The organism is Paenibacillus lacisoli, assembly GCF_030580655.1.
Classification (GTDB): Bacteria; Bacillota; Bacilli; order Paenibacillales; family Paenibacillaceae; genus Paenibacillus; species Paenibacillus lacisoli.
The window spans coordinates 12665-31877 of sequence record NZ_JAUQTB010000024.1 but is presented as its reverse complement, the minus strand read 5'-3'; the positions used below and the strand labels follow the sequence as shown (position 1 = coordinate 31877).

13 protein-coding genes, 1 rRNA gene and 1 pseudogene are annotated in these 19213 nt (G+C 51.7%); 3 read left to right on the top strand and 12 right to left on the bottom strand.

Features of this window, described 5'->3' with window-relative positions; all coding sequences use genetic code 11:
- From Q5741_RS21000 to Q5741_RS20990, 3 genes are all read right to left on the bottom strand, one after another.
- Positions 1-74 (bottom strand): 16S ribosomal RNA (locus tag Q5741_RS21000); the annotation flags it as partial.
- Positions 75-470: 396 nt separating this feature from the next.
- Positions 471-1955, bottom strand: coding sequence for a PstS family phosphate ABC transporter substrate-binding protein (locus Q5741_RS20995; RefSeq protein WP_305026069.1), 1485 nt, complete (start codon positions 1953-1955; stop codon positions 471-473).
- Positions 1952-2440, bottom strand: a complete 489-nt coding sequence (locus Q5741_RS20990) for an LURP-one-related/scramblase family protein (RefSeq protein WP_305026068.1) — start codon at positions 2438-2440, stop codon at positions 1952-1954. The genes Q5741_RS20995 and Q5741_RS20990 overlap by 4 nt, the downstream gene beginning before the upstream one ends.
- 269 nt (positions 2441-2709) lie before the next feature.
- Between Q5741_RS20990 and Q5741_RS20985 the strand changes: the two genes are divergently transcribed.
- Entirely contained in the window at positions 2710-3867 is a 1158-nt protein-coding gene (locus tag Q5741_RS20985) for an acyl-CoA dehydrogenase family protein (RefSeq protein WP_305026067.1), read from the top strand.
- Between the two features lie 86 nt (positions 3868-3953).
- Here Q5741_RS20985 and melA read toward each other — a convergent pair whose 3' ends face one another.
- Complete coding sequence (gene melA, locus Q5741_RS20980) at positions 3954-5456, bottom strand: alpha-glucosidase/alpha-galactosidase (RefSeq protein WP_305026066.1); 1503 nt, start codon at positions 5454-5456, stop codon at positions 3954-3956.
- Positions 5457-5580: 124 nt separating this feature from the next.
- Positions 5581-6546 (bottom strand): AraC family transcriptional regulator, encoded by a 966-nt coding sequence (locus Q5741_RS20975; RefSeq protein ID WP_305026065.1) that lies wholly within the window; start codon positions 6544-6546, stop codon positions 5581-5583.
- 108 nt (positions 6547-6654) lie between these two features.
- On the opposite strand from Q5741_RS20975, the gene Q5741_RS20970 reads away from it, so the two are divergent.
- On the top strand, positions 6655-7857 hold the full coding sequence (locus tag Q5741_RS20970) for an MFS transporter (protein WP_305026064.1): 1203 nt from the start codon (positions 6655-6657) through the stop codon (positions 7855-7857).
- Positions 7858-7934: 77 nt separating this feature from the next.
- On the opposite strand, the gene Q5741_RS20965 is transcribed toward Q5741_RS20970, so the two are convergent.
- The 3 genes from Q5741_RS20965 to Q5741_RS20955 all read right to left on the bottom strand — a co-directional run bounded on the left by Q5741_RS20965 (position 7935) and on the right by Q5741_RS20955 (position 10572).
- Entirely contained in the window at positions 7935-8912 is a 978-nt protein-coding gene (locus tag Q5741_RS20965) for an ABC transporter ATP-binding protein (protein WP_305026070.1), read from the bottom strand.
- Positions 8913-8998: 86 nt separating this feature from the next.
- Positions 8999-9799, bottom strand: coding sequence for an ABC transporter permease (locus tag Q5741_RS20960; RefSeq protein ID WP_305026063.1), 801 nt, complete (start codon positions 9797-9799; stop codon positions 8999-9001).
- Positions 9796-10572 carry an ABC transporter permease gene (locus Q5741_RS20955; RefSeq protein ID WP_305026062.1) on the bottom strand — a complete coding sequence of 259 codons (777 nt, stop codon included), beginning with the start codon at positions 10570-10572 and terminating at the stop codon, positions 9796-9798. Before Q5741_RS20955 ends, Q5741_RS20960 begins: the two co-directional genes overlap by 4 nt.
- A gap of 215 nt (positions 10573-10787) precedes the next feature.
- On the opposite strand from Q5741_RS20955, the gene Q5741_RS20950 reads away from it, so the two are divergent.
- Positions 10788-11753: a copper amine oxidase N-terminal domain-containing protein gene (locus tag Q5741_RS20950; protein WP_305026061.1), complete on the top strand. Its 966-nt coding sequence runs from the start codon at positions 10788-10790 to the stop codon at positions 11751-11753.
- Between the two features lie 77 nt (positions 11754-11830).
- On the opposite strand, the gene Q5741_RS20945 is transcribed toward Q5741_RS20950, so the two are convergent.
- The 4 genes and pseudogenes from Q5741_RS20945 to Q5741_RS20930 all read right to left on the bottom strand — a co-directional run bounded on the left by Q5741_RS20945 (position 11831) and on the right by Q5741_RS20930 (position 19172).
- Positions 11831-13672, bottom strand: a complete 1842-nt coding sequence (locus tag Q5741_RS20945) for an ABC transporter ATP-binding protein (RefSeq protein WP_305026060.1) — start codon at positions 13670-13672, stop codon at positions 11831-11833.
- Positions 13665-15425 carry an ABC transporter ATP-binding protein gene (locus Q5741_RS20940; protein ID WP_305026059.1) on the bottom strand — a complete coding sequence of 587 codons (1761 nt, stop codon included), beginning with the start codon at positions 15423-15425 and terminating at the stop codon, positions 13665-13667. Before Q5741_RS20940 ends, Q5741_RS20945 begins: the two co-directional genes overlap by 8 nt.
- Before the next feature lie 267 nt (positions 15426-15692).
- A complete protein-coding gene (locus Q5741_RS20935; RefSeq protein ID WP_305026058.1) occupies positions 15693-18098 on the bottom strand; it encodes a glycoside hydrolase family 6 protein in 2406 nt (801 codons plus the stop codon).
- A gap of 297 nt (positions 18099-18395) precedes the next feature.
- Positions 18396-19172: pseudogene (locus Q5741_RS20930) on the bottom strand (IS5 family transposase).
- Positions 19173-19213: the final 41 nt, after the last annotated feature.

Genomic DNA, 19213 nt, shown 5'->3' with positions numbered 1-19213 from the left:
AAACCCCGCTCGACTTGCATGTATTAGGCACGCCGCCAGCGTTCGTCCTGAGCCAGGATCAAACTCTCCAATAAAGTATTGAAAAGAGCGATAAGCTCATTTTGAATCTGACGAGATATAAATCTCATGGTTTGCCGTTACTTTAGTAACAGCGATACTCACTCGTTGTTCAGTTTTCAAAGATCAAGCCATTCAGTTAGCATTGCGACTAAGTTTTTTTAACTCAGCAGCAACTCTTATATAATATCACGTTTCTTCCGACTTGGCAAGCACTTTTTTTCAAAAGTTTTTCGCCTCGCTTTCCAGCCTCTATCCTCAAAAGAATTCAGCAGGAGTTTTATCATATCACATCATGCTGACTAATTCAAGTGATATTTTATAACCGGAAGTGTTAGTTCTAGTTAACTTTGCGACCGGACTTATAAAGTAACATGTTTAACACCATCCATGCAACATGAAAAATATGACAATCAACGAAATTCATCTTCTCCACTATGAACGGGGACAAATCCAGTGCTCTCCACTAAGCGTGTACCTTCCGGACCTGTTAACCATCGGATCAGTCTGCTGCTCTCGCTGCTATCCTCCTCTCCCTCCCGGATTACAGCATACAGTTCAGCGGTGAAAGGATACTTACCCGAACGAATAGTTGCATGATCAGGCACTACACCGTCTATGGTCAAAACCTTAACCTCGGGGCGGCGGTGCATTTCTTTGGCATAATAATTGAAAGAGTAGCCCATAGCATTATGATCACGATAAAACGCTGCAACAGTATCAATTAAACCTCCCATGAAATTAATCTGCATCTGGGGCTCAGCTTTAACCATGGCAAGATCACTCATGACCCTCTTCTCCATGTAGGTCTGACTTCCGGAATTCTCTTCCCTCTGAAGCGCAGCAATCCACTGATCCTCTCCACCAACTTCCTTCCAGTTAGCAATGTACCCCTCATATATTCGTTGAATCTGCCTGGTGCTCAGATTATCCACCGGATTACTCCTATGAACCAGGAATACAAAAGCATCTTTTCCAATGGGAATCAGCTTAAGCTTCACCCCCTGCTGAGCAGCCAACTCCAGTTCCTGGTCCGAAGGCTGTGCAGCGAAGATCATATCCACTTTTCCATGAATGAGATTAAGGTAAGCTTGATGGGTCGTATGAAAATCCACCTGTTGAACGGCACCAGCCTTATTCACTCCTGTTACTTCTCTAATCAGGCTCTGTGCAAATGGGATTGCGGCGGTAGCGCCGTCAATCTTCGGGTAACGGCCTGCAGATAGTGTAGAAGAATGCGGGATAAATGCCGCAATAAACGTGAATACTATTATGACAGCTGCCATACCCGGAATAACCGGCAGCCATTTACGCCATCTGCTCCGGGTCTCTAATGAATATACACCAAGTATCACGGCAGCCATCGGCATCAGTGAAGTCACTAGATAAACAGCACTCATATTCAGGATATAAAATTGTACGGAGGATGTCAGCGGATAGCTCCAGTAATTCAGCAAGGTATGCAGTGTCCAAGCCGCAGACCACACTCCCCCGTCTCCTTTACCGTGCAGTATACCTGCTGACCATACAGCACATTCCAATAGTAAGAACGGAAGCAGACACAGACATAATCCTCTGGGAGAAACCTCAAGGTCATGAATCACCCGTCGCCCAGTCCAATAGAAGAAACCCAATGTCACATATAGGTACAGAACAAGCATACATATTAAACCAACGTCGCTCACCCACATCTGATTCAGAAGGTCCTGCGCTCTGGAAGCTGCGATAAACCCCCATATCACATTAAATGCAGCATATATGACCCCAAATAGAATCGTACAGCCGAGATATGTGAATACGTTCATTGGACGGTAATCATGAATGGCGATGCGGCCCGTCTGGTTATTATCGTTAAGCTGCTCGTAATTCGCAGGCCCCCTCAACCTGCCGCGGCTCAATGGGATGACCTCTGCTCTTTTTGAATGGCATTAATCCCCATGACGACTACAATCAGCTCAAAAATATCGAGCTCAGGAGAGCTGTTATCCAGACAGTAGGCACCTGATCTCAGCCAGCCGCTGATTCTGGAAAAGGAGGCAAGCGTATTGCCGTAGTCGTCCATAATCTCATATTCCTGTGAAAAGGCAGGGGCTGTAATCTCGTAGATCCCGCGTTCGTAAGCCTCGTATTCGAACTTCTTGGAAAAGAAGCTCATACGAACACAAAGCACACCAACCTCTTCCCCATCCCCGTTAAGCACTTCCCATTTCCTCGAGAAGGTCCGAAAGCTGCCGCTATACAAAACAGCTCCGTGCACGTCCATAACATTCAGCGAGGAACCAAAAGCACTCTTCAAATCAATATTCCCTTCGACCTCGCCCGTTTCGTTCATAATATCGGTATAGCCTGCGCTAAAGAAATTGTCTTTAAAAAATAATCTCATGGAAGATTCCCCTTTGTTCATACATGTACTCATAATAACAACTCAGATTAAGGAAGGTTTCCATAAGTCTGAAGTTTTTTCTCTATAATCTGTTCATCCACCTTACTCAGGTCCTTGTATCACGTACAGCCGCTGAAAAGGACATATAAATTTCAGATGAGTTTCCACCTCTCTATGCTACAATGAAGATATTCAGTAAATTCAGATCTGTTAGGTGTGTTTTATCGAGCAATATCATCGTGCAAAAGAGAACAGGGAGTGAGCAGCGTATGTCCAAACTATGGAATCAATATATCCGCAATGAGCAGGAACATCAGCGCCTGAACCAGATCGGAGAGCTGGCTTCTGTATTTGCGGAACGAGCAGCAAAGCATGACAGGGAGGGTTCTTTTCCATTCGAGAACTTTGCTGATTTGCGTGAAGCCGGTTATCTGAAGCTGACTGTTCCGCATAGCAGCGGTGGAGACGAAATATCCCTTTATGAGTTGGTGCAGGCTCAGGAAAGATTAGCATACGGAGATGGTTCCACCGCACTTGCCGTCGGCTGGCACATCGGTCAAATGCTCTACCTGCGAGTCAGCGGCAAATGGCCTTCCAGCTTGTATGAAGAGTTATGCCGGGATGTCGTACAGGAAGGAGCCATGATTAACACGTTCGCTACCGAAGCAGCAACAGGCAGCCCGAGCCGTGGTGCCAAACCGCAGACTACCGCAGTGTGCACGGACGAAGGATGGCTGATCACGGGACGCAAAACCTTCAGTACACTGTCACCGATTCTGGACCGTTTTGTCGTTTCCGCCTATATCCCCGAAGAAGACACAACAGCAGAATTTCTGGTCCGTACATCAGATCGCGTACAAATTATTGAGACGTGGGATACGCTGGGGATGCGAGGAACCGGAAGTCATGATGTTGTTCTGGATCAGGCCTTTGCCGGAGCCGACGCCCGTATTAGCGGCAGCACGCTGGATGAGGGCGGCGGCTGGCTGCTGCACATTCCGGCCTGCTATATGGGGATTGCCATTGCGGCCCGAGATTATGCTCTTACTTTTGCCAAAAGCTATCGCCCTAACCAAGTAGGCGGACCCATCGCAGATCTGCCGCTCGTGCAGCAAAACCTCGGTCTTATGGAAGCGGAGCTTCGTTCTGCACGCAGCGTCCTGTACGAAGCAGCCGAGCGCTGGGACCGTGACGAGGAATCCCGTCCGCGTATGCGGCCTGAGCTGGGATTGGCCAAATACATCGTTACCAACCATGCTCTGCGGGTTGTCGATCTGGCAATGCGGATCGTCGGCGGCACCAGTCTGTCCCGCAACCATCCGCTCGAGCGGTATTACCGGGATGTCCGGGCCGGACTGCATAATCCGCCGATGGACAACAATGTGCTGAGTCTCCTGGCGGCAGATGCTCTTGCTGACGAGAACTAGGCTAATACAAAATATCAGACAGACAGAGCAAAGCCCCGGAACTGCCAACACGGCATCCGGGGCTTTGCTCCACATTTAAACAGCAATCAATGAACTTTCTCGCGGTCCTTGCCTTTATCCGACTCACCGGCGTTACGGTTAGCGGCATCACGATCTTCCTGCATTTCCTCGACGGTTTTAACTTTGAGACGGGCCGCGCCGCGGTAGTCTTGGGTCGGCAGTAAATCCCCCTCATGCTGCCGCTGCTTGGCAGCCGCGATGGCTGGCCCATACTGCGGCAGCCACTGTTCCTGAGCGACCAGCATCTCATCAACCAGCTGCCAGATTTCCTTTGGATTACACACAGCACCCACCAGCGGATCCATCATGAAGGCCTGTCGCAGCAGCTGATCATTTCCATGCACTGCCGCTTCGACTGCCAGACGCTGTACCGAAATGCTAACGTTGCACACAGCTGCTGGCCCCAGGGGCAGATCGCCAATCACAGGCATCGAGATACCATTGCGATCCACATAGCCCGGCGCTTCAATGATGGCGTCATCCGGCAGATTGGAAATCACGCCGTTATTCACGACATTAAAATGCCCTCGATATACCCGTCCTGTCTCCAATGCTTCAATAATGTATGAGCCATGCTCTTCTCCGCGTTTTTCTTTAGTAAACCAGAATGGCTCATCCTTCATCCAGTTCGGAAAATCCGTCTCAAACCAGTTCCGCCCTTCTGTACATACCCGCAGGTAGCCTCCGGTCTCCCCATTGATCCAGCTTCCCAGATCAATCCATTCCTCAATCTCCTGCGGGCGCTTGCGATACCATGGAACATATTCACTCAGATGTCCGTTCGATTCGGTGCTGTAATAACCAAAGCGCCGAAGCATATCGATACGGACTTTCTCTGTACGGCTGTATTCCGGATGATTCTCGAACGCTTCCAGCAGCCCCGCTGTCAAGTCCTTGCCCTCATGCGAAGCCTTGATGTACCAGGTCTGATGGTTGATGCCTGCGCATACGATATCGACATCTTCCTTCTTCAGGCCGTAAACCTCCGCGATCTGATGATGCCCGTGCTGCACACCGTGACATAATCCAACCGTGCGTACGCCGCCGTATACATTGCAGGCCCAGGTCAGCATCGCCATCGGATTAGAATAATTCAGCAGCAGTACGTCCGAAGAGCACTGCTCCTTGATATCCCTGCAGATCTCCAGCATCTCGGCGATCCCGCGCTGACCGTACATGATTCCGCCTGCACACAATGTATCTCCGACACACTGGTCGATGCCGTATTTCAGCGGTATGTCTACATCCGTCGCGAAGGCCTCCAGTCCACCGACCCGAATCGTACAGATTACATAATCTGCATCTTTCAACGCCTCCCGCCGGTCTGTCGTAGCCTGAATCTGAATGGATAACCCATTCTCCGTGATGTCACGCTGGCACAGCTGGGTCACCATATCCAGGTTGTGCAGGTTAATATCTGTAAAAGCTACATTCATGTCCGCAAACTCCGGAACGGTCAGCAGATCGCGAAGCAGCCCTCTTGTAAAGCCAATGCTACCAGCCCCTATAAAAGTCACCTTGATGGACATGTCATCAACCTCCCGAAGAAATATATGATCTAACCCATTCTAGCAATCTCCGGAAATGAAGCGTTATCAAAATGGTGACCCTTCCTTAGCAAACCTGTCAAAAATCCTCACTTATCCGTGTTCCTTAACCTCGGTCGCCCCAGCTACCATGAACATAGCTCCAGGCATTCCGGCTGCTGGCAGCACGGTAGCTGTGTGGTGTCAGGCCCTTATGCTTCTTGAACAGCATCTGAAAATACTGCCGGCTGCCGACCCCGACGTAATCGGATATTTCATGGATGGGAATGTCTGTCTGCTGCAGGAGCATAGCGGCCTTCTCCATGCGCAGATTTGTCAGGTACGCGGTTAGCGTTGTGCCGGTCTGTCGCTTGAAAATCCGGTGAAGGTACCCAGGGTGCAGATTAACAAATTGAGCCACGTCCTTCACCTGAATGCTCCGGTCATAATTTTGATGGAGATAATCAATACAGCGCTGCACATACATTTCCCGCTGCTCTGTCCCTGTCCCGCGTGCATCTACACCAATCCGTGCTATCGCAACGAGCAGCTGCAGGAACAGCAGTATCGAGAGCAGTCGGCGTTCTCCCTGTTCGGTCCGCTTGTCCTCTGCAGCAGGATTTCCGACCCTGCCGTATTTATCCAGCTCAAGAACCAGGCTCTTCAGCACATGATACACCAATCCCTCCGGATCTCTCATGACACTATAACGAAACGGGATGTTCAGAAATCTGCCGATTTCCGGCTCCTCCGCAGCAAGCCTGCTGATCGAACCCCAGGCTTCCTCTGCCGGACGGAACCCGAATTCCACATTCAGCATCCGGCAGGGGGCTCCCTCATCGACCACCAGCCGGTGCCGGACTGCCGCATCAATCAGGATAAAGTCCCCCTTCTTCAGTACCGCCGTATCCGGCTTATCGCTGCCACAATCCATTTCAATCCTGCAGCTCCCCGATATCATGTACATAATTTCTGTAGAATCGTGGCTGTGATAGGGCATATCATAACTCTGCCACTGTTTATAGTAATAAGCATAAAATTTCGGACTATAATCCCTCTGCAGCAGCTCGTTCTGGAACAGGCTCCCCCTCATGCGGCTTCCTCCCTTGAATCAGCTTCTCTCTATATTATAACTGGACATTACCGGATACCGCGTTAAAATGAAAGACACAAAGAGACCACAGATATAGGAGAAACCATCATGAATTCTACAGGCACCACCACACCGCAAGCCAAGGTAAAGGAACCTTTCCCTTTTGCGCTGCTTTCCCTCACTTTGGGGGCCTTCGCTATCGGTATGACCGAATTTGTCATTATGGGGCTTCTGCCCAATGTTGCCCGCGATCTGGATGTCTCCATCCCCCAGGCCGGCCAGCTGATTACCGGTTATGCACTGGGTGTCGCCGTCGGCGCACCGGTACTAACTATTCTGACGCACAAAGTCCCACAGAAGAAACTGCTCTGCCTCCTGATGCTGATCTTTATTCTCGGTAACCTTCTGGCTGTTGTGGCTCCGAATTACGGCCTGCTGATGGGCGCACGAATGATCACCGCTCTGGCCCACGGTACGTTTCTGGGTGCCGGCTCGCTAATCGCTTCCAGACTGGTCCGGCCGGAGAAACGGGCCGGCGCCGTATCGCTTGTACTTATGGGATTAACTGTCGCCAATATCGTCGGCGTTCCCTTCGGCACCTTCATCGGTCAGCAGCTGGGATGGAGAGCTTCTTTTGGCGCAATCGGATTTATCGGAATCTTGTCCCTGATTGCAATCATCATCACCATTCCTGCTCTGACCCAAGAAAAGACCTCCAGTATTCTGCAGGAGGTAAGAGGTGTCCTGAAGCCGCAGGTGCTGCTGACTCTCCTGACAGGAGCCATCGGCTGCGGCAGTCTGTTTACTGTATTTACATATATTACGCCGCTATTGACCGATCTGAGCGGCTTTGCTGAACATCAGGTGACCTGGATTCTGGTCCTGTTTGGCATCGGTGTTACGCTTGGTAACATCCTCGGCGGGCGACTCGCCGACTGGAAGCTGATGCCCTCCATGATTGTGAATTTTGCTGTACTTGCTATTATTCTGGCTGTGCTGTCTTTCACGATCCACAACCGGGTTCTTGGGGTCATTACTGTGTTTGTCTGGGGTATGGCGGCCTTCGGTGTGCTTCCAGGCCTGCAGGTTCGGATAATGAATCTGGCGCATGAGGCCCCGCTGCTTGCCTCCACCTCGAATCACTCGGCACTGAACCTTGGCAACGCGGGTGGAGCTTTCCTTGGCGGCTGGGTCATTAACCATCTCGGTCTGAACATTCTCCCCTGGGCAGGCGCCACGGTAACGGTGCTCGGTTTTCTGGGCGCGGTACTCAGCCTGATGCTGGAGAAGAAGTCACAGAACTCCGCATAATGATCGCCTTACAACAAAAAGAGTGTCTTCCCCCTGAGCGGGTGAAGGCACTCTTTTGTTCGTCAACACAGGGACCGCTAATAGATCCGGTGAATGACCTCTTCAAAATCCGGCTCTTCCATCACCACGTCCTCAATCTCACCCCAGCTGCCCAGTTCACGAAGGATATCCATGGTGCTGATTTCCTTACGATTCGCCTCGACGGTGATCCTGTCATGCTTCTGCTCCGTCAGACGAAACGGATAACGGCCTTCCGGCGTCAGAACAGGCAGTCTGTATTCGCCGCGATAAGTGACCCGGATCAATGTCGGCAGTCCGATCTGGTCACGCAGCTGCCGGGTCGTCCCGTCGTAGGTAAGCTCGCCGTGATTAATAACCATCACTCTGCCGCACAACTGCTCGATGTCATCCATATCATGCGTGGTCAGCAAAATGGTTTTTCCAAACTCTTCATTGAGCAGCTTCAGGAAGCTGCGGATATTCCGCTTCGCATTCACATCCAGCCCAATGGTCGGTTCATCGAGAAACAGCAGCTCCGGATCATGCAGCATGGCGGCAGCCAGATCTGCCCGCATTCGCTGGCCCAGCGATAATTTCCGGACCGGGGTCTCCCAGAACTCCTGCAAATCCAGCAGTGCTGCAAACTGATCCAGTCTTTGCTGCTGCTCTGAAGGCTTTACCCCGTACATCCGGGATAAGATATCATAGGAATCCTTCACCGGCAGATCCCACCACAGCTGACTGCGCTGTCCGAAGACGACGCCTAGCCGCTGTACGGCTCTGCGCCGGTCTTTGTGCGGATTAATGCCTCCCAGCAGCACTTCTCCGGAGGTCGGATGCAGAATGCCGGTGAGCATTTTTATTGTCGTGGACTTGCCTGCGCCGTTAGGACCGATATAACCGACAAACTCCCCGCGCTTGATTTGAAACCCGATCTCCTTAACCGCTTCCTTATGGACATACTCGCTTGAGAACAGGGCACGGACTCCTGCCCATCTGCCTTTCTTAACAACCGGAGTCCTGAACTCCTTCCGAAGCTGTCTGGCTTCAATCATCAACTGCTGACTCATGTTCGTTCCTCCTTAAATGGGGCCTGTACCCGATTAATCGCTGTTCTTCTCTCAGCCTGAAGTGACGACAGTCAGCTGCCTGTACTCTGATACTTGGTTATTCCGTACTGCCAGAATCGCAGGCTCAGCAGCAGACAGATGCATGCGGTCCCTGCAAGGACTGCCATAAACCAGAAACCGCCTTCCCCCCGCAAAATGAACAGTGACGGCCAATAAGCGACAAGTCCTACCGGAATGAGAGTGAGCAGCAAAAACGACATCCATTTGGGATACAGGGTCAGCGGGTACTGCGCTGCCGTACGGGCAGCATCTTCCGTAATGTTCTGCAGCTCCTCGATCCGGGTCGTCCAGAAGCCCAAAGTAGCGGTAGCCAGCCCGATGGAGAACAGAATAACCGCGCCGGTTACGATAATAAACAGGGTTAGCGGCACCGCTGTCCAGCTAATCTGCCCAGCCTGCATCATCCTGTTCAAGGACCAGCACAGAATCGCGGTACCCTGCAGCACCTCTCCCAGCATAATGCGGAAGCTCTGGGGCATCAGGGCCAGCAGCACCGGCAGTGGACGCGTCAACAGCTGATCCAGCTCACCGCCGACCAGGTACTTCTCCAGATGATGAACCTCGTCGGCAAAGGTGCGGTACAGCGTTTTGGCCAGTGTCATTACAGAGAACAGATAACCAATTTCATAAACGGACCACCCCTTGATGACCCCAAACCGGTTCAACACGATAGCCACCATCAAAAATTCAGAGATCTGGATCAGGGCAGCAAGCAGAGAACTAAGGATAAAATTAAACCGGTACTGCATCCGGCTGCGGATGCTGGTGCGGATCAGCAGTCTGTAAAGGGAAAACCATGATGAGATCTTCATCCACCCTGCACCTCCACCTTATGTCGCACGAGCCGGGTAACCGTCAGACAGACCAGGATCATGACGACGCACCAGAACAAGGTCCCCCAGAGCAGTGAGACACTCTCAAAACCGAGATAGATCCGGGTAGGAACATAGAGAAGGTAAGGATACGGTGACCACCAGGCCACTTTCTCCAGCCAGTCCGGCAGCCATTCAATAGGAATAAAGAAACCGGCGAGCAGGTTGATCATGGCATGATTGCCCCAATACAGCCAGGAGGATTCGGTAGTCCACAATGCAGAGGCACCGATAATGTAATTCATACAGATCGATAGAAAGGCTGCACCGGCCAGTCCGGTAAAGGCAAACAGCACGGTAGAACCTTGATCCGGCAGAGAAAGGGAAAATACGAAATAGTAGAGCAGATAGATGGGGATGGTCTTGAACACAAATTGGTAGGCGATCTGCCCCCACTCCCTCGCCATCAGCTGCGCGAAGAGATGAACGGGACGCATAAGATCGAAGGAGATTTGGCCTGTCCTGACAGTCTGCGGAATACCTAGACCATTCGTGACAAAACCGGAAATCCACAGGGAAGCCTGGGTGAAGGCAATATAACCTACCATCCCTTCGGTTCCATAGACTCCGAGCGAGTGGTTCTGACCGAGCCCAATCCAGATACATGCATACATGTAGCCGAATAAAGCACTGGCCAGGTTATGTACCAGATGTGCGCCGCGGTATTGAAGATTGCGGGCGTAGGCTTTGGAAGCCAGAGTGAAATACAGCATGGGACACCTCCGATAAGTTGATGTGACGGCTGCTCCGTCTACTTCAGACAAGGCGAAATAATGAGAGAAGGTCAATATCATAGCAGGTATTCCATTTTTATACAATCCGTTCACGCAATAAATATTCAGTAAACATTAAATTCAGGAAAAATTTACTGATACAGAGCAACTTTTACCTGCATCTCTCGTCATTTAATAGTGAAAGGAGAGTTAACATGACAATAACTGCATTCTGGAATCAACACAAAATGAAGATAATGCTCGCCGCTTCCATTCTCACTGCAGGCACTTCCCCTCTTCTGCTTGCTCCTTCGCAAGCACACGCAGCTGCGGTAACAGTTAAACCTACTGCCTACATCAACAACGTTCAGGCTGCCTACGAGGTCGTGCTGCGCGACGGAACCACCTATGCCGCCATCACCGATCTCAAGCCGCTTGGCAATTATATATTCGGTTATGATAATGCCACCAAACAGGTCACGATTTATGACGGTTCGGACAAATATACGCTGACGGCTAACAGCAAAACGATGTACAAGAACGGCTCCGCAGTTGCATTGTCTTCTGCTCCAATTCTCGTGAACGGGAAGGCCCTGCTGCCGCTGCGCGCGATTGGGGAAGCCTTCGGTGCCCAGGTACAGTGGAACCAGAGTGCCAGAGAGGCTTATATTTACAAAACCGATGCGTCCGCTGTCACCGGCGTAGAATACGGGGAACTGACAACGGCACGCAATGCGGCGCTGCGACTGCCTCGTGTATCCCATCTTGCTCAGCCGCAGCTGAAGACCAAGCAGGATCTTGGCATCGAAGCAACGACGGATTACATTTTTCCGGTCAAGCAATATTCCCGTTTCTTTATCAAGGAAAACAGCGGCCTGGTGAGCTATTATGAGGTGGAGAACAAGACGGCAGTGCTGAAATGGCAGGCGAATTTTGGGGCCAAAGCAGCTTCCAACCCGGACGTTTACTTCATTAAAAGCAACCTGGACAAAGAGATCGGCAAACGCCCTTCTGTAGCAGGATCAGGACTCGTGCAATTCCGGTATTCTCTAATGCTGGAGGAGATCATGTACAGCTTCTTCAACAAGACTACCGATATCGGCAGCGGTACCGCTGCGCCCAGATACACCGGCAACCTTGTAGTTCCTGTTCCGGAAGAACTGAATCTGATCAGCTATTAACATCATGCAAAAAGAAATGGACCTCGGTGCCTGATCGGTGCCGGGGTCCATTTTATAATCTCTTATTTTCTTAAAAGTCAGATCACTGCTCGCTTCAGCTGACTATGATACAGCTCACTATAGAATCCATTGCGGCTTAGCAGCTCCTCATGGGAGCCCTGCTCCAGCAGCCGCCCATCCTTAAGCACCAGGATTTTGTCAGCCTGCCGGATCGTGTTCAGCCTGTGGGCGATGACAAAGCTCGTTCTTCCCTGCATCAGGCGCTGCAGACCCTCCTGAATTTTCAGCTCGGTAACGGTATCAATGCTGCTCGTTGCTTCATCCAGTACCAGAATTGCCGGATTGGCGAGGATCGCCCGAGCGATCGCCAGCAGCTGCTTCTGTCCCTGGCTGATGCCGCTGCCGCCATTTTGCAGCCTTTTATCATATCCATCGTTCATTCGCATGATAAATGAGTGTGCGTTTGCCAGCTTCGCCGCTGCCTCTACTTCCTCATCGGTCGCATCCAGCCGTCCGTATCGGATATTATCGCGGATCGTTCCTTCGAACAGGAAAGAGTCCTGAAGGACAAACGACATATGGGAGCGCAGGCTCTCACGGCTGATCCCGGTAATGTCACGGCCATCAACCGTGACCCGCCCGCCGGCAGCATCATAGAAGCGTGACAGCAGCTGAATCAGCGTCGTCTTACCTGCGCCGGTCGGTCCGACCAGTGCAATCATCTCGCCAGGCTGCGCTGCAAAGGAAATCCCCTCCAGCGTATTGCCGGCATCGGCATCATAAGCAAAGGAGACATTCTGGAATGCGACTGCGCCCTCGATATTTTTTACGGCTACAGCATCTTTTTCATCATGGGTCTCTACTTCTTCATCCAGCACCTCGAAGACACGTTCGGCCCCCGCAATCGCCGACAGCAATGTGTTCCACTGGTTCGCCAGATCGTTCAGCGGGCGGGTGAACTGGCGGGCATATTCAACGAAGACAATAATGGTTCCGACTGTAATTGAACCGCGGATAGCCAGAATCCCGCCGACTCCTGCGATGATGGCAAAGCTGAGATTGTTCAGCCCATTCATCAGCTTTGGGATAAATCCGGAAATGGTAGACGCCCAGAACCCCGACTCCCGGATGCGGTCATTTCGTTCCCCGAAGCCGCGGATCACGCGCTCTTCCTGGGAGAACGCCTTGATCACCCGCTGGCCGGACAGCGTCTCTTCGATGTAGCCGTTCAGATCACCGAGATTTCGCTGACGCTGCTTATATAGCGGACCTGTACGGCGTGTAATCCAGCGCATTCCCAAAGCCATCAAAGGCACAACAATAAAGGTTAGCAGCGTCAGCAGCGGACTCAGCCACAGCATGACCCCAAACGTACCCACCAGCGTCAATACACTGGAAAAGATCTGAATCGCCGAGCTGTTCAGTGTAGAGCTGACATTCTCGATATCGTTCGTCAGGCGGCTCATAATTTCTCCCTGCTGCCGTCTGCCGAAGAACGGAATCGGCAGACGGTGCAGATGGGTGAACAAATCCCGGCGCATGCGGTATACGGTCTCCTGGGCAATGCCGATCATCCAGATGTTCTGCAGCCAGGAAGTCAGGGAATACAGAATATACACAGCGGCCAGTCCGCCGAGAAACCAGGCCCATGGCATCCCGCCGGGTCCCTGAAGATAATCGTCAATTGCCCTGCCGACTAGGTAGGGCCCGAGCAGGGATAAGGCCGAGCTGAGAACAACCATCAGCAGGACAAGGGCAAGCTTGGCCTTACGGCGGGCCAGATACATCCAGATCCTCCCCAGGGTGCCGGACCAATCCTTCGCCTTTGCCTTCGGTTTACGGCCGGCTGCGGCATCCGCTCCCTGCAGATCCAATTGGGGCGGCGTGTGGCGAAACGGTTCCAATAGCTCCTTAAGCATGCTTGCTCTCCTCCCCGTACTGAGATTCATAAATCCGGCGGTACAGACCCGATTCCCGCAGCAGCTTCTCATGATGTCCTTGACCGATAAGCCGGCCTTCGTCCAGCAGCAGGATCAGGTCTGCCGACACCGTCGAACTGATCTTCTGGGTAATCAGAAACGTCGTGCAGGACAGTTCCGTCAGCGCATCCAGCAGTGCTGCTTCCGTGCGGACATCCAGTGCACTCGTGCTGTCATCCAGGATCAAAATGGAAGGCTTGCGAACCAGGGCGCGGGCAATCGAGATCCGCTGCTTCTGTCCGCCAGACAGATTGACCCCGCGCTGGCCCAGCATGGTGTCATAGCCGTTCGGCAGAGCTTGAATCGTATCGTGAATCTGTGCTCTTTTCGCTGCCTGCTGAATCTCCTCCTTGGTCGCGTTCTCATTTCCCCATGCAATATTATCGCGCACCGAGCCGGTGAACAGAAGCACCTCCTGCGGTACATAGCCGATCGCGCCGCGGAGCTGCTCCAGATTTATTCCAGATGCTTCACATCCATCAATCAGTACCTTTCCGGAATCCGGTTCATATAGACGGGGAATGAGCTGCACAAGTGAAGACTTGCCGGAGCCGGTTGCCCCCATAATGGCAATCCGCCCGCCCGGCGCGGCCTTGAAGCTGATATCCTGCAGCACTGCAATATCGCTGCCCGGATAATGAAACCCGACCTGATGAAATTCTACTCCACCATCAATACCAGCTGAAACAGCTGCCGGAGCTTGTCCTATTCTGGTCTCCGGCTGCTGTTCAGCTTGCGCCAGTTCCTGCAGCTCCTCTGTCTGGAATACTTCCTCGATCCGCTGTGCCGAAGCGCGTGCCCGGGAAAAAGCCACAACGAGCCAGGATACAGCAGACAAGGCACCAATCGTGCGCAGCGAATAGTTCACGACCGCAACGACTTCACCTACCGACGCGTTTCCTTCCGCAATATCCCCTCTGCCGAACCACAGGACAGCAATAATGCCGGCATTCATAATTAGCAAAATGAACGGAGTTGTGGCTTCAGTCAGCCGCAGGGCCGATACCGTTTTCTTCATCAATCTTCCGCTGAACTCAGCAAAACGCGCTGCTTCATAGGCGGTCCGCACGAACACACGGATCAGACGGATCCCGGTCAGATTCTCCTGAATGACCCCGTTCACGGCATCCAATCTGCGCTGAACCGAGCGGAACATAACTGCGGCCCGCCGCATCAGCCAGATCATAAATACGAGCAGAACCGGTACCGTAACCGCCAGAAGCAGCCCCAGCTGCAGGTGCACGACCAGCGCCATGATGATACTCCCCAATACGACCAGCGGTACACGGCTCATGAAACGCAAAGTCATGAATACCATGTCCTGTACCTGGGTTACATCCCCGGTCAGACGAGTGATCAGGGATGACGAGGCGAACTTGTTGAATACCGTATAAGAGAAAGACTGCACCTTATCATAAAGACGTCCTCTCAGATCGTGGCCAAACCCCTGACTCGCGTGTGAGGCAAGAAAAGAACTGGCGATTCCCGCGAGAAAAGCAATAAGTGCACTCCCGAGCAGCACGCCGCCCCACATCCACACTACTGTAAGATTGCGCTGCTGGATTCCATGGTCGATGATCTTGGAGATCAGCAGCGGCTGAATCAGCTCTACCGTCAGCTCAATCAGCATCATGAGAAGGGCGGCAATCGCTGCCACCCGGTATTTCTTCAGAAACCTGAATACGACAGCCATAGACATTCCTCCGAGCCGGAAAACCAGCAACCTCCTCTGATGAAGATCTGTTCTCCTTGAGATAGATTCTTGCGAGATTTTGTGCTGAACCGTATGCCGAAGCACACTTTGTATAACTCCTATTTTTGATGCTTTACCCGTTTTTTGCAACCGTATCCAACTATTTTGTGCTACAACGCTCAATATGTACAGACAAAGACCCGCCGTCAGGGCGGGCCTTTATTGGTTCAAGACAATTCATTCAAGAAAATTTACTTACCATAATGATCAAGGCTCCATCCCCCAAACACGTACGCCGCCCTGATCCAGGGTGACCCTGTTCCATTCAGCATAGGATGTTTTCGACGGGTCATAGGAGTAGTCATCGGCTTCATTGAAGTTACTCCAGTCGTTCTTATGAATACGAAGCTGAATATCACCAGTCTGTCCGCCTGGCTCCAGTGTTCCCGCGCCGCTCGTAAAACCAACCTCAAGATAAGTATCTGTGAATGTACGTGTCACGTTGGCGCCGCCAACCTGAGCCCAATCCACGAAGGAAGTCAGGGGTTGATTGCCGTCCTTGGTGAAGTAATAACGGATTTTGAGATCACTCAGATTGACCGCCGTGCTGCCGTTATTCTTAATATTAAGAAACGGTTTGATGGCGTTATCCGTTGCACTGGAATCGCCGGCACGATACAGCACACTCAGGCTGCCTGCAGGCGGCTGGGCCGTCGCGCCTTGCGGCTTGGCACTGACTGCGGCCGAGTTGGCGCTCTCTCCGGCACTGTTGACGGCACTGACTACATAATAGTAAGTCGTGCCATTCGTGACAGTTGTATCGGTGTAAGTCAAGCCGCTGATATTAGCTGCCAAGGCGGTATACGGACCGCTGGCACTCCGTGCACGTTTCACCGTGTAACCCGATGCTCCGCTGACGGCGTTCCAGTCCAGCTTAACCTGAGCATCACCCGCTGTACCGTTCAGACCTGCTGGTGCGGCTGGAACCGTTACGCTTGCCGTCGGTGTCGCCGTCACGACAGCCGAATTCACACTTTCACCTGCCAGATTAACAGCTGTCACTACATAATAATAGGCCGTTCCGTTCGTTAAGCCTGTGTTGGTATAATTCGTATTCGTTACACCCTTCGCAACGGTTATGAAGGGACCTGTCAGGGAAGTGCTGCGTTTGACATTGTAAGCTGTGGCGTCATTAACTGAACTCCAGCTTACCTTGATCTGGCCGCTGCCTGCCGCCGCTGCCACGTTGACGGGTGCTGCGGGAACCGTTGGCTGCGGATCCGGAGTGGAGCCACCGCTGCCCGGAACCGCAGGATATGCATTCTGTACCAGCATGACGAACTGATCATGGAACCATTGCCCGGAGATCGGTGCGTTCGGCAGTGCACCTGTCAGCACACCATCCGCTGTTACATAGGTCGGATCACACATACGGTCGAAGCCCTTCCCTTCGTCGTTCGGAATGAGGGAGCTTGAGCCGTCGGATTCTCCTGGCGGCTTAGCCCACACATAGGCATCCAGATGAGCGGCCGGTGCGGCCTGCGGCGGTGTTCCGAGTCCAGCACCTGCACTATTACACCAGTTGCCGCGATGATTCCGCCGGTCGACTCTGCCTGAGTTCACGTAGGTGTTAATATCGCCGCCCACAGCTGTCGCAGGGCGATCCGGTCCGCCCCACCCGTTGCGGCTCGTATCAATCAGCAGACCGATACTGGCTGGCCATCCGGCGGCTGTGAAGTCCCGGTACAGCGCTTGCGTAAAGTCCATCTCGTCAAAATATGGATTCCATTCATAGTATTTGGATGATTTGATCGGCTGTCCGCCGACATTCAGATCGGGATTCGGCAGGTTCGGCTCAATCAGCGGGGTCGTATTGGATGTATTCGTAATGAAGCCATCCACACTTTTCAGACCTGCACTGGTACCACTTACAGTTTTGGTGTACAGAGATACCGTACCGCTGCGATTGTTATCCCAGCCCAGCCAGCCGGAGTGACCGATATCGAGATAATTGTAGACGTTCGGAATCGCATGCAATTTATTCAGTGCATACTGGATACCCGAAACATAGATGCCGCTGGAATTCGCCTGCGCACAGCTCGGTGTACTCAGGTTGGTCACCAGGTTCGGAAGACTGTCCGGTTCAATGATGGCTACGATTCGCAGATCCTGATATTTCGGCTTGGCAAAAATGCTGGCGATTCGATCAATGTACTGCGTCTTATACTGCTCCAGCGCAGCCTGGGTTAATGGCAGCTCGCCGTTGGAAGCCAGGGCATGGCAATCCCGTCCGGGCAGATCATAAATGATGAACTCGGCTGTGATTGGCGTGCTGCCTTTCTTCTGCGCAAGCGCCGCATCCAGATGCTGCTCCAGGCTCAGCCTGCCTCCGCCGCCGTCAATAGCGGCGATCCGGTCCAGCCACACGGCTGTCGGATAGCTCTTGATGGTAGCCATCTTGGCCTTCAGCGAGGCATCACTGACCTTGGCCATCGATGAATCCACATTGGCAGCATAATCGGGGTTAATATAGCCGGTCGCTCCGAGATAAGGATTATCTACATGGGATTCCGCATGAATGTTGTCCGCAAACGATGGTAACAAGCCGCCCAGCACCAGTGACAGAGCCAGCATATATTTTGCCGGCTTCTTCAATCCTTTTAACCCTCTCATAGGTTCACCTGGCCTTTATATTGATTTGTCGTTCGGCTGACGCATCTGTTCATTCAGGATGTTCAATTGGATTATAAGCTTTTTGATTAACAATCATTGGATTTCAATAAAACGCAAGTCTAGTAAGCGCTTACTATCATTGTCGACTCGCGTCTCTCTTTCAATCATCACCTCCTGTGTAAGAGTATAATGTCATGGAAAATTTATGTAAATTTGATTTTTTTAAGGTATTTTGTAGATGTTCAATTTTTTACCAGTTATGATAATGGAAAGTACTAGGTCGTGTCTGAAAACTCTTCATTGAGTCAATTTGAAAATGGCAGCCACGTATACAAACGCCAAGAATGACTTGGCTCGTTTATCGTAGCGAGTAGCCACACGGCGAAAGTGTTTGATTTTATTGAAAAAGCACTCCACTACGTGGCGTTCTTTATACCGATCCCCATCGACGTTCCATGGGTTTTGACTATTCGCTTTAGGCGGGATCGTGTAGGATGCCTGCTTAGCTGTGATCCAATTCCGAATCGCTTCGGAACCATAGGCTTTATCGCCAAGAATATGGCTTCCCGTAATATCTAGCTCCTGCAGTAATTCGATCGCTGGAACAGAATCATAGACTTGACCTCCTGTTAGAAGAAAAGTTAGAGGGTTTCCTAATCCCATCGACGACGGCGTGAAGTTTGGTTGTCTTGCCGCCACGGCTGACGCCGATGTGCTGATTTACTTCGTGTCCGTCTGCGTTTTTTTTGCACCGGCACTGTGTTGATGGGCTTGGATCGATGTCGAATCCATGCTCAAGTTCTCAAAGTCAGGTTCGACCTGAAGGGCTTGGAAGATCGCAACAAGCAGTCCGCTATCCCGCCACTTGCAGAAGCGACTGTAAACCGTTTTCCATGAACCATAGCGTTCTTCCGGTAGATCGCGCCAGGCAGCACCACTTCGAGCGATCCATAGAAAAGCGTTAAACATGGTTCGTTCATTCAATTTTGACGGACGTCCTGTTGTATAAGGTGGAAACATATCCTTAATTTGATCCCACTGTTCATCGCTTATTTCGTACCGTCTTTGACTCATGTTTGCTGCTCCATTCGTTTTTATCAAATATTACCATAATA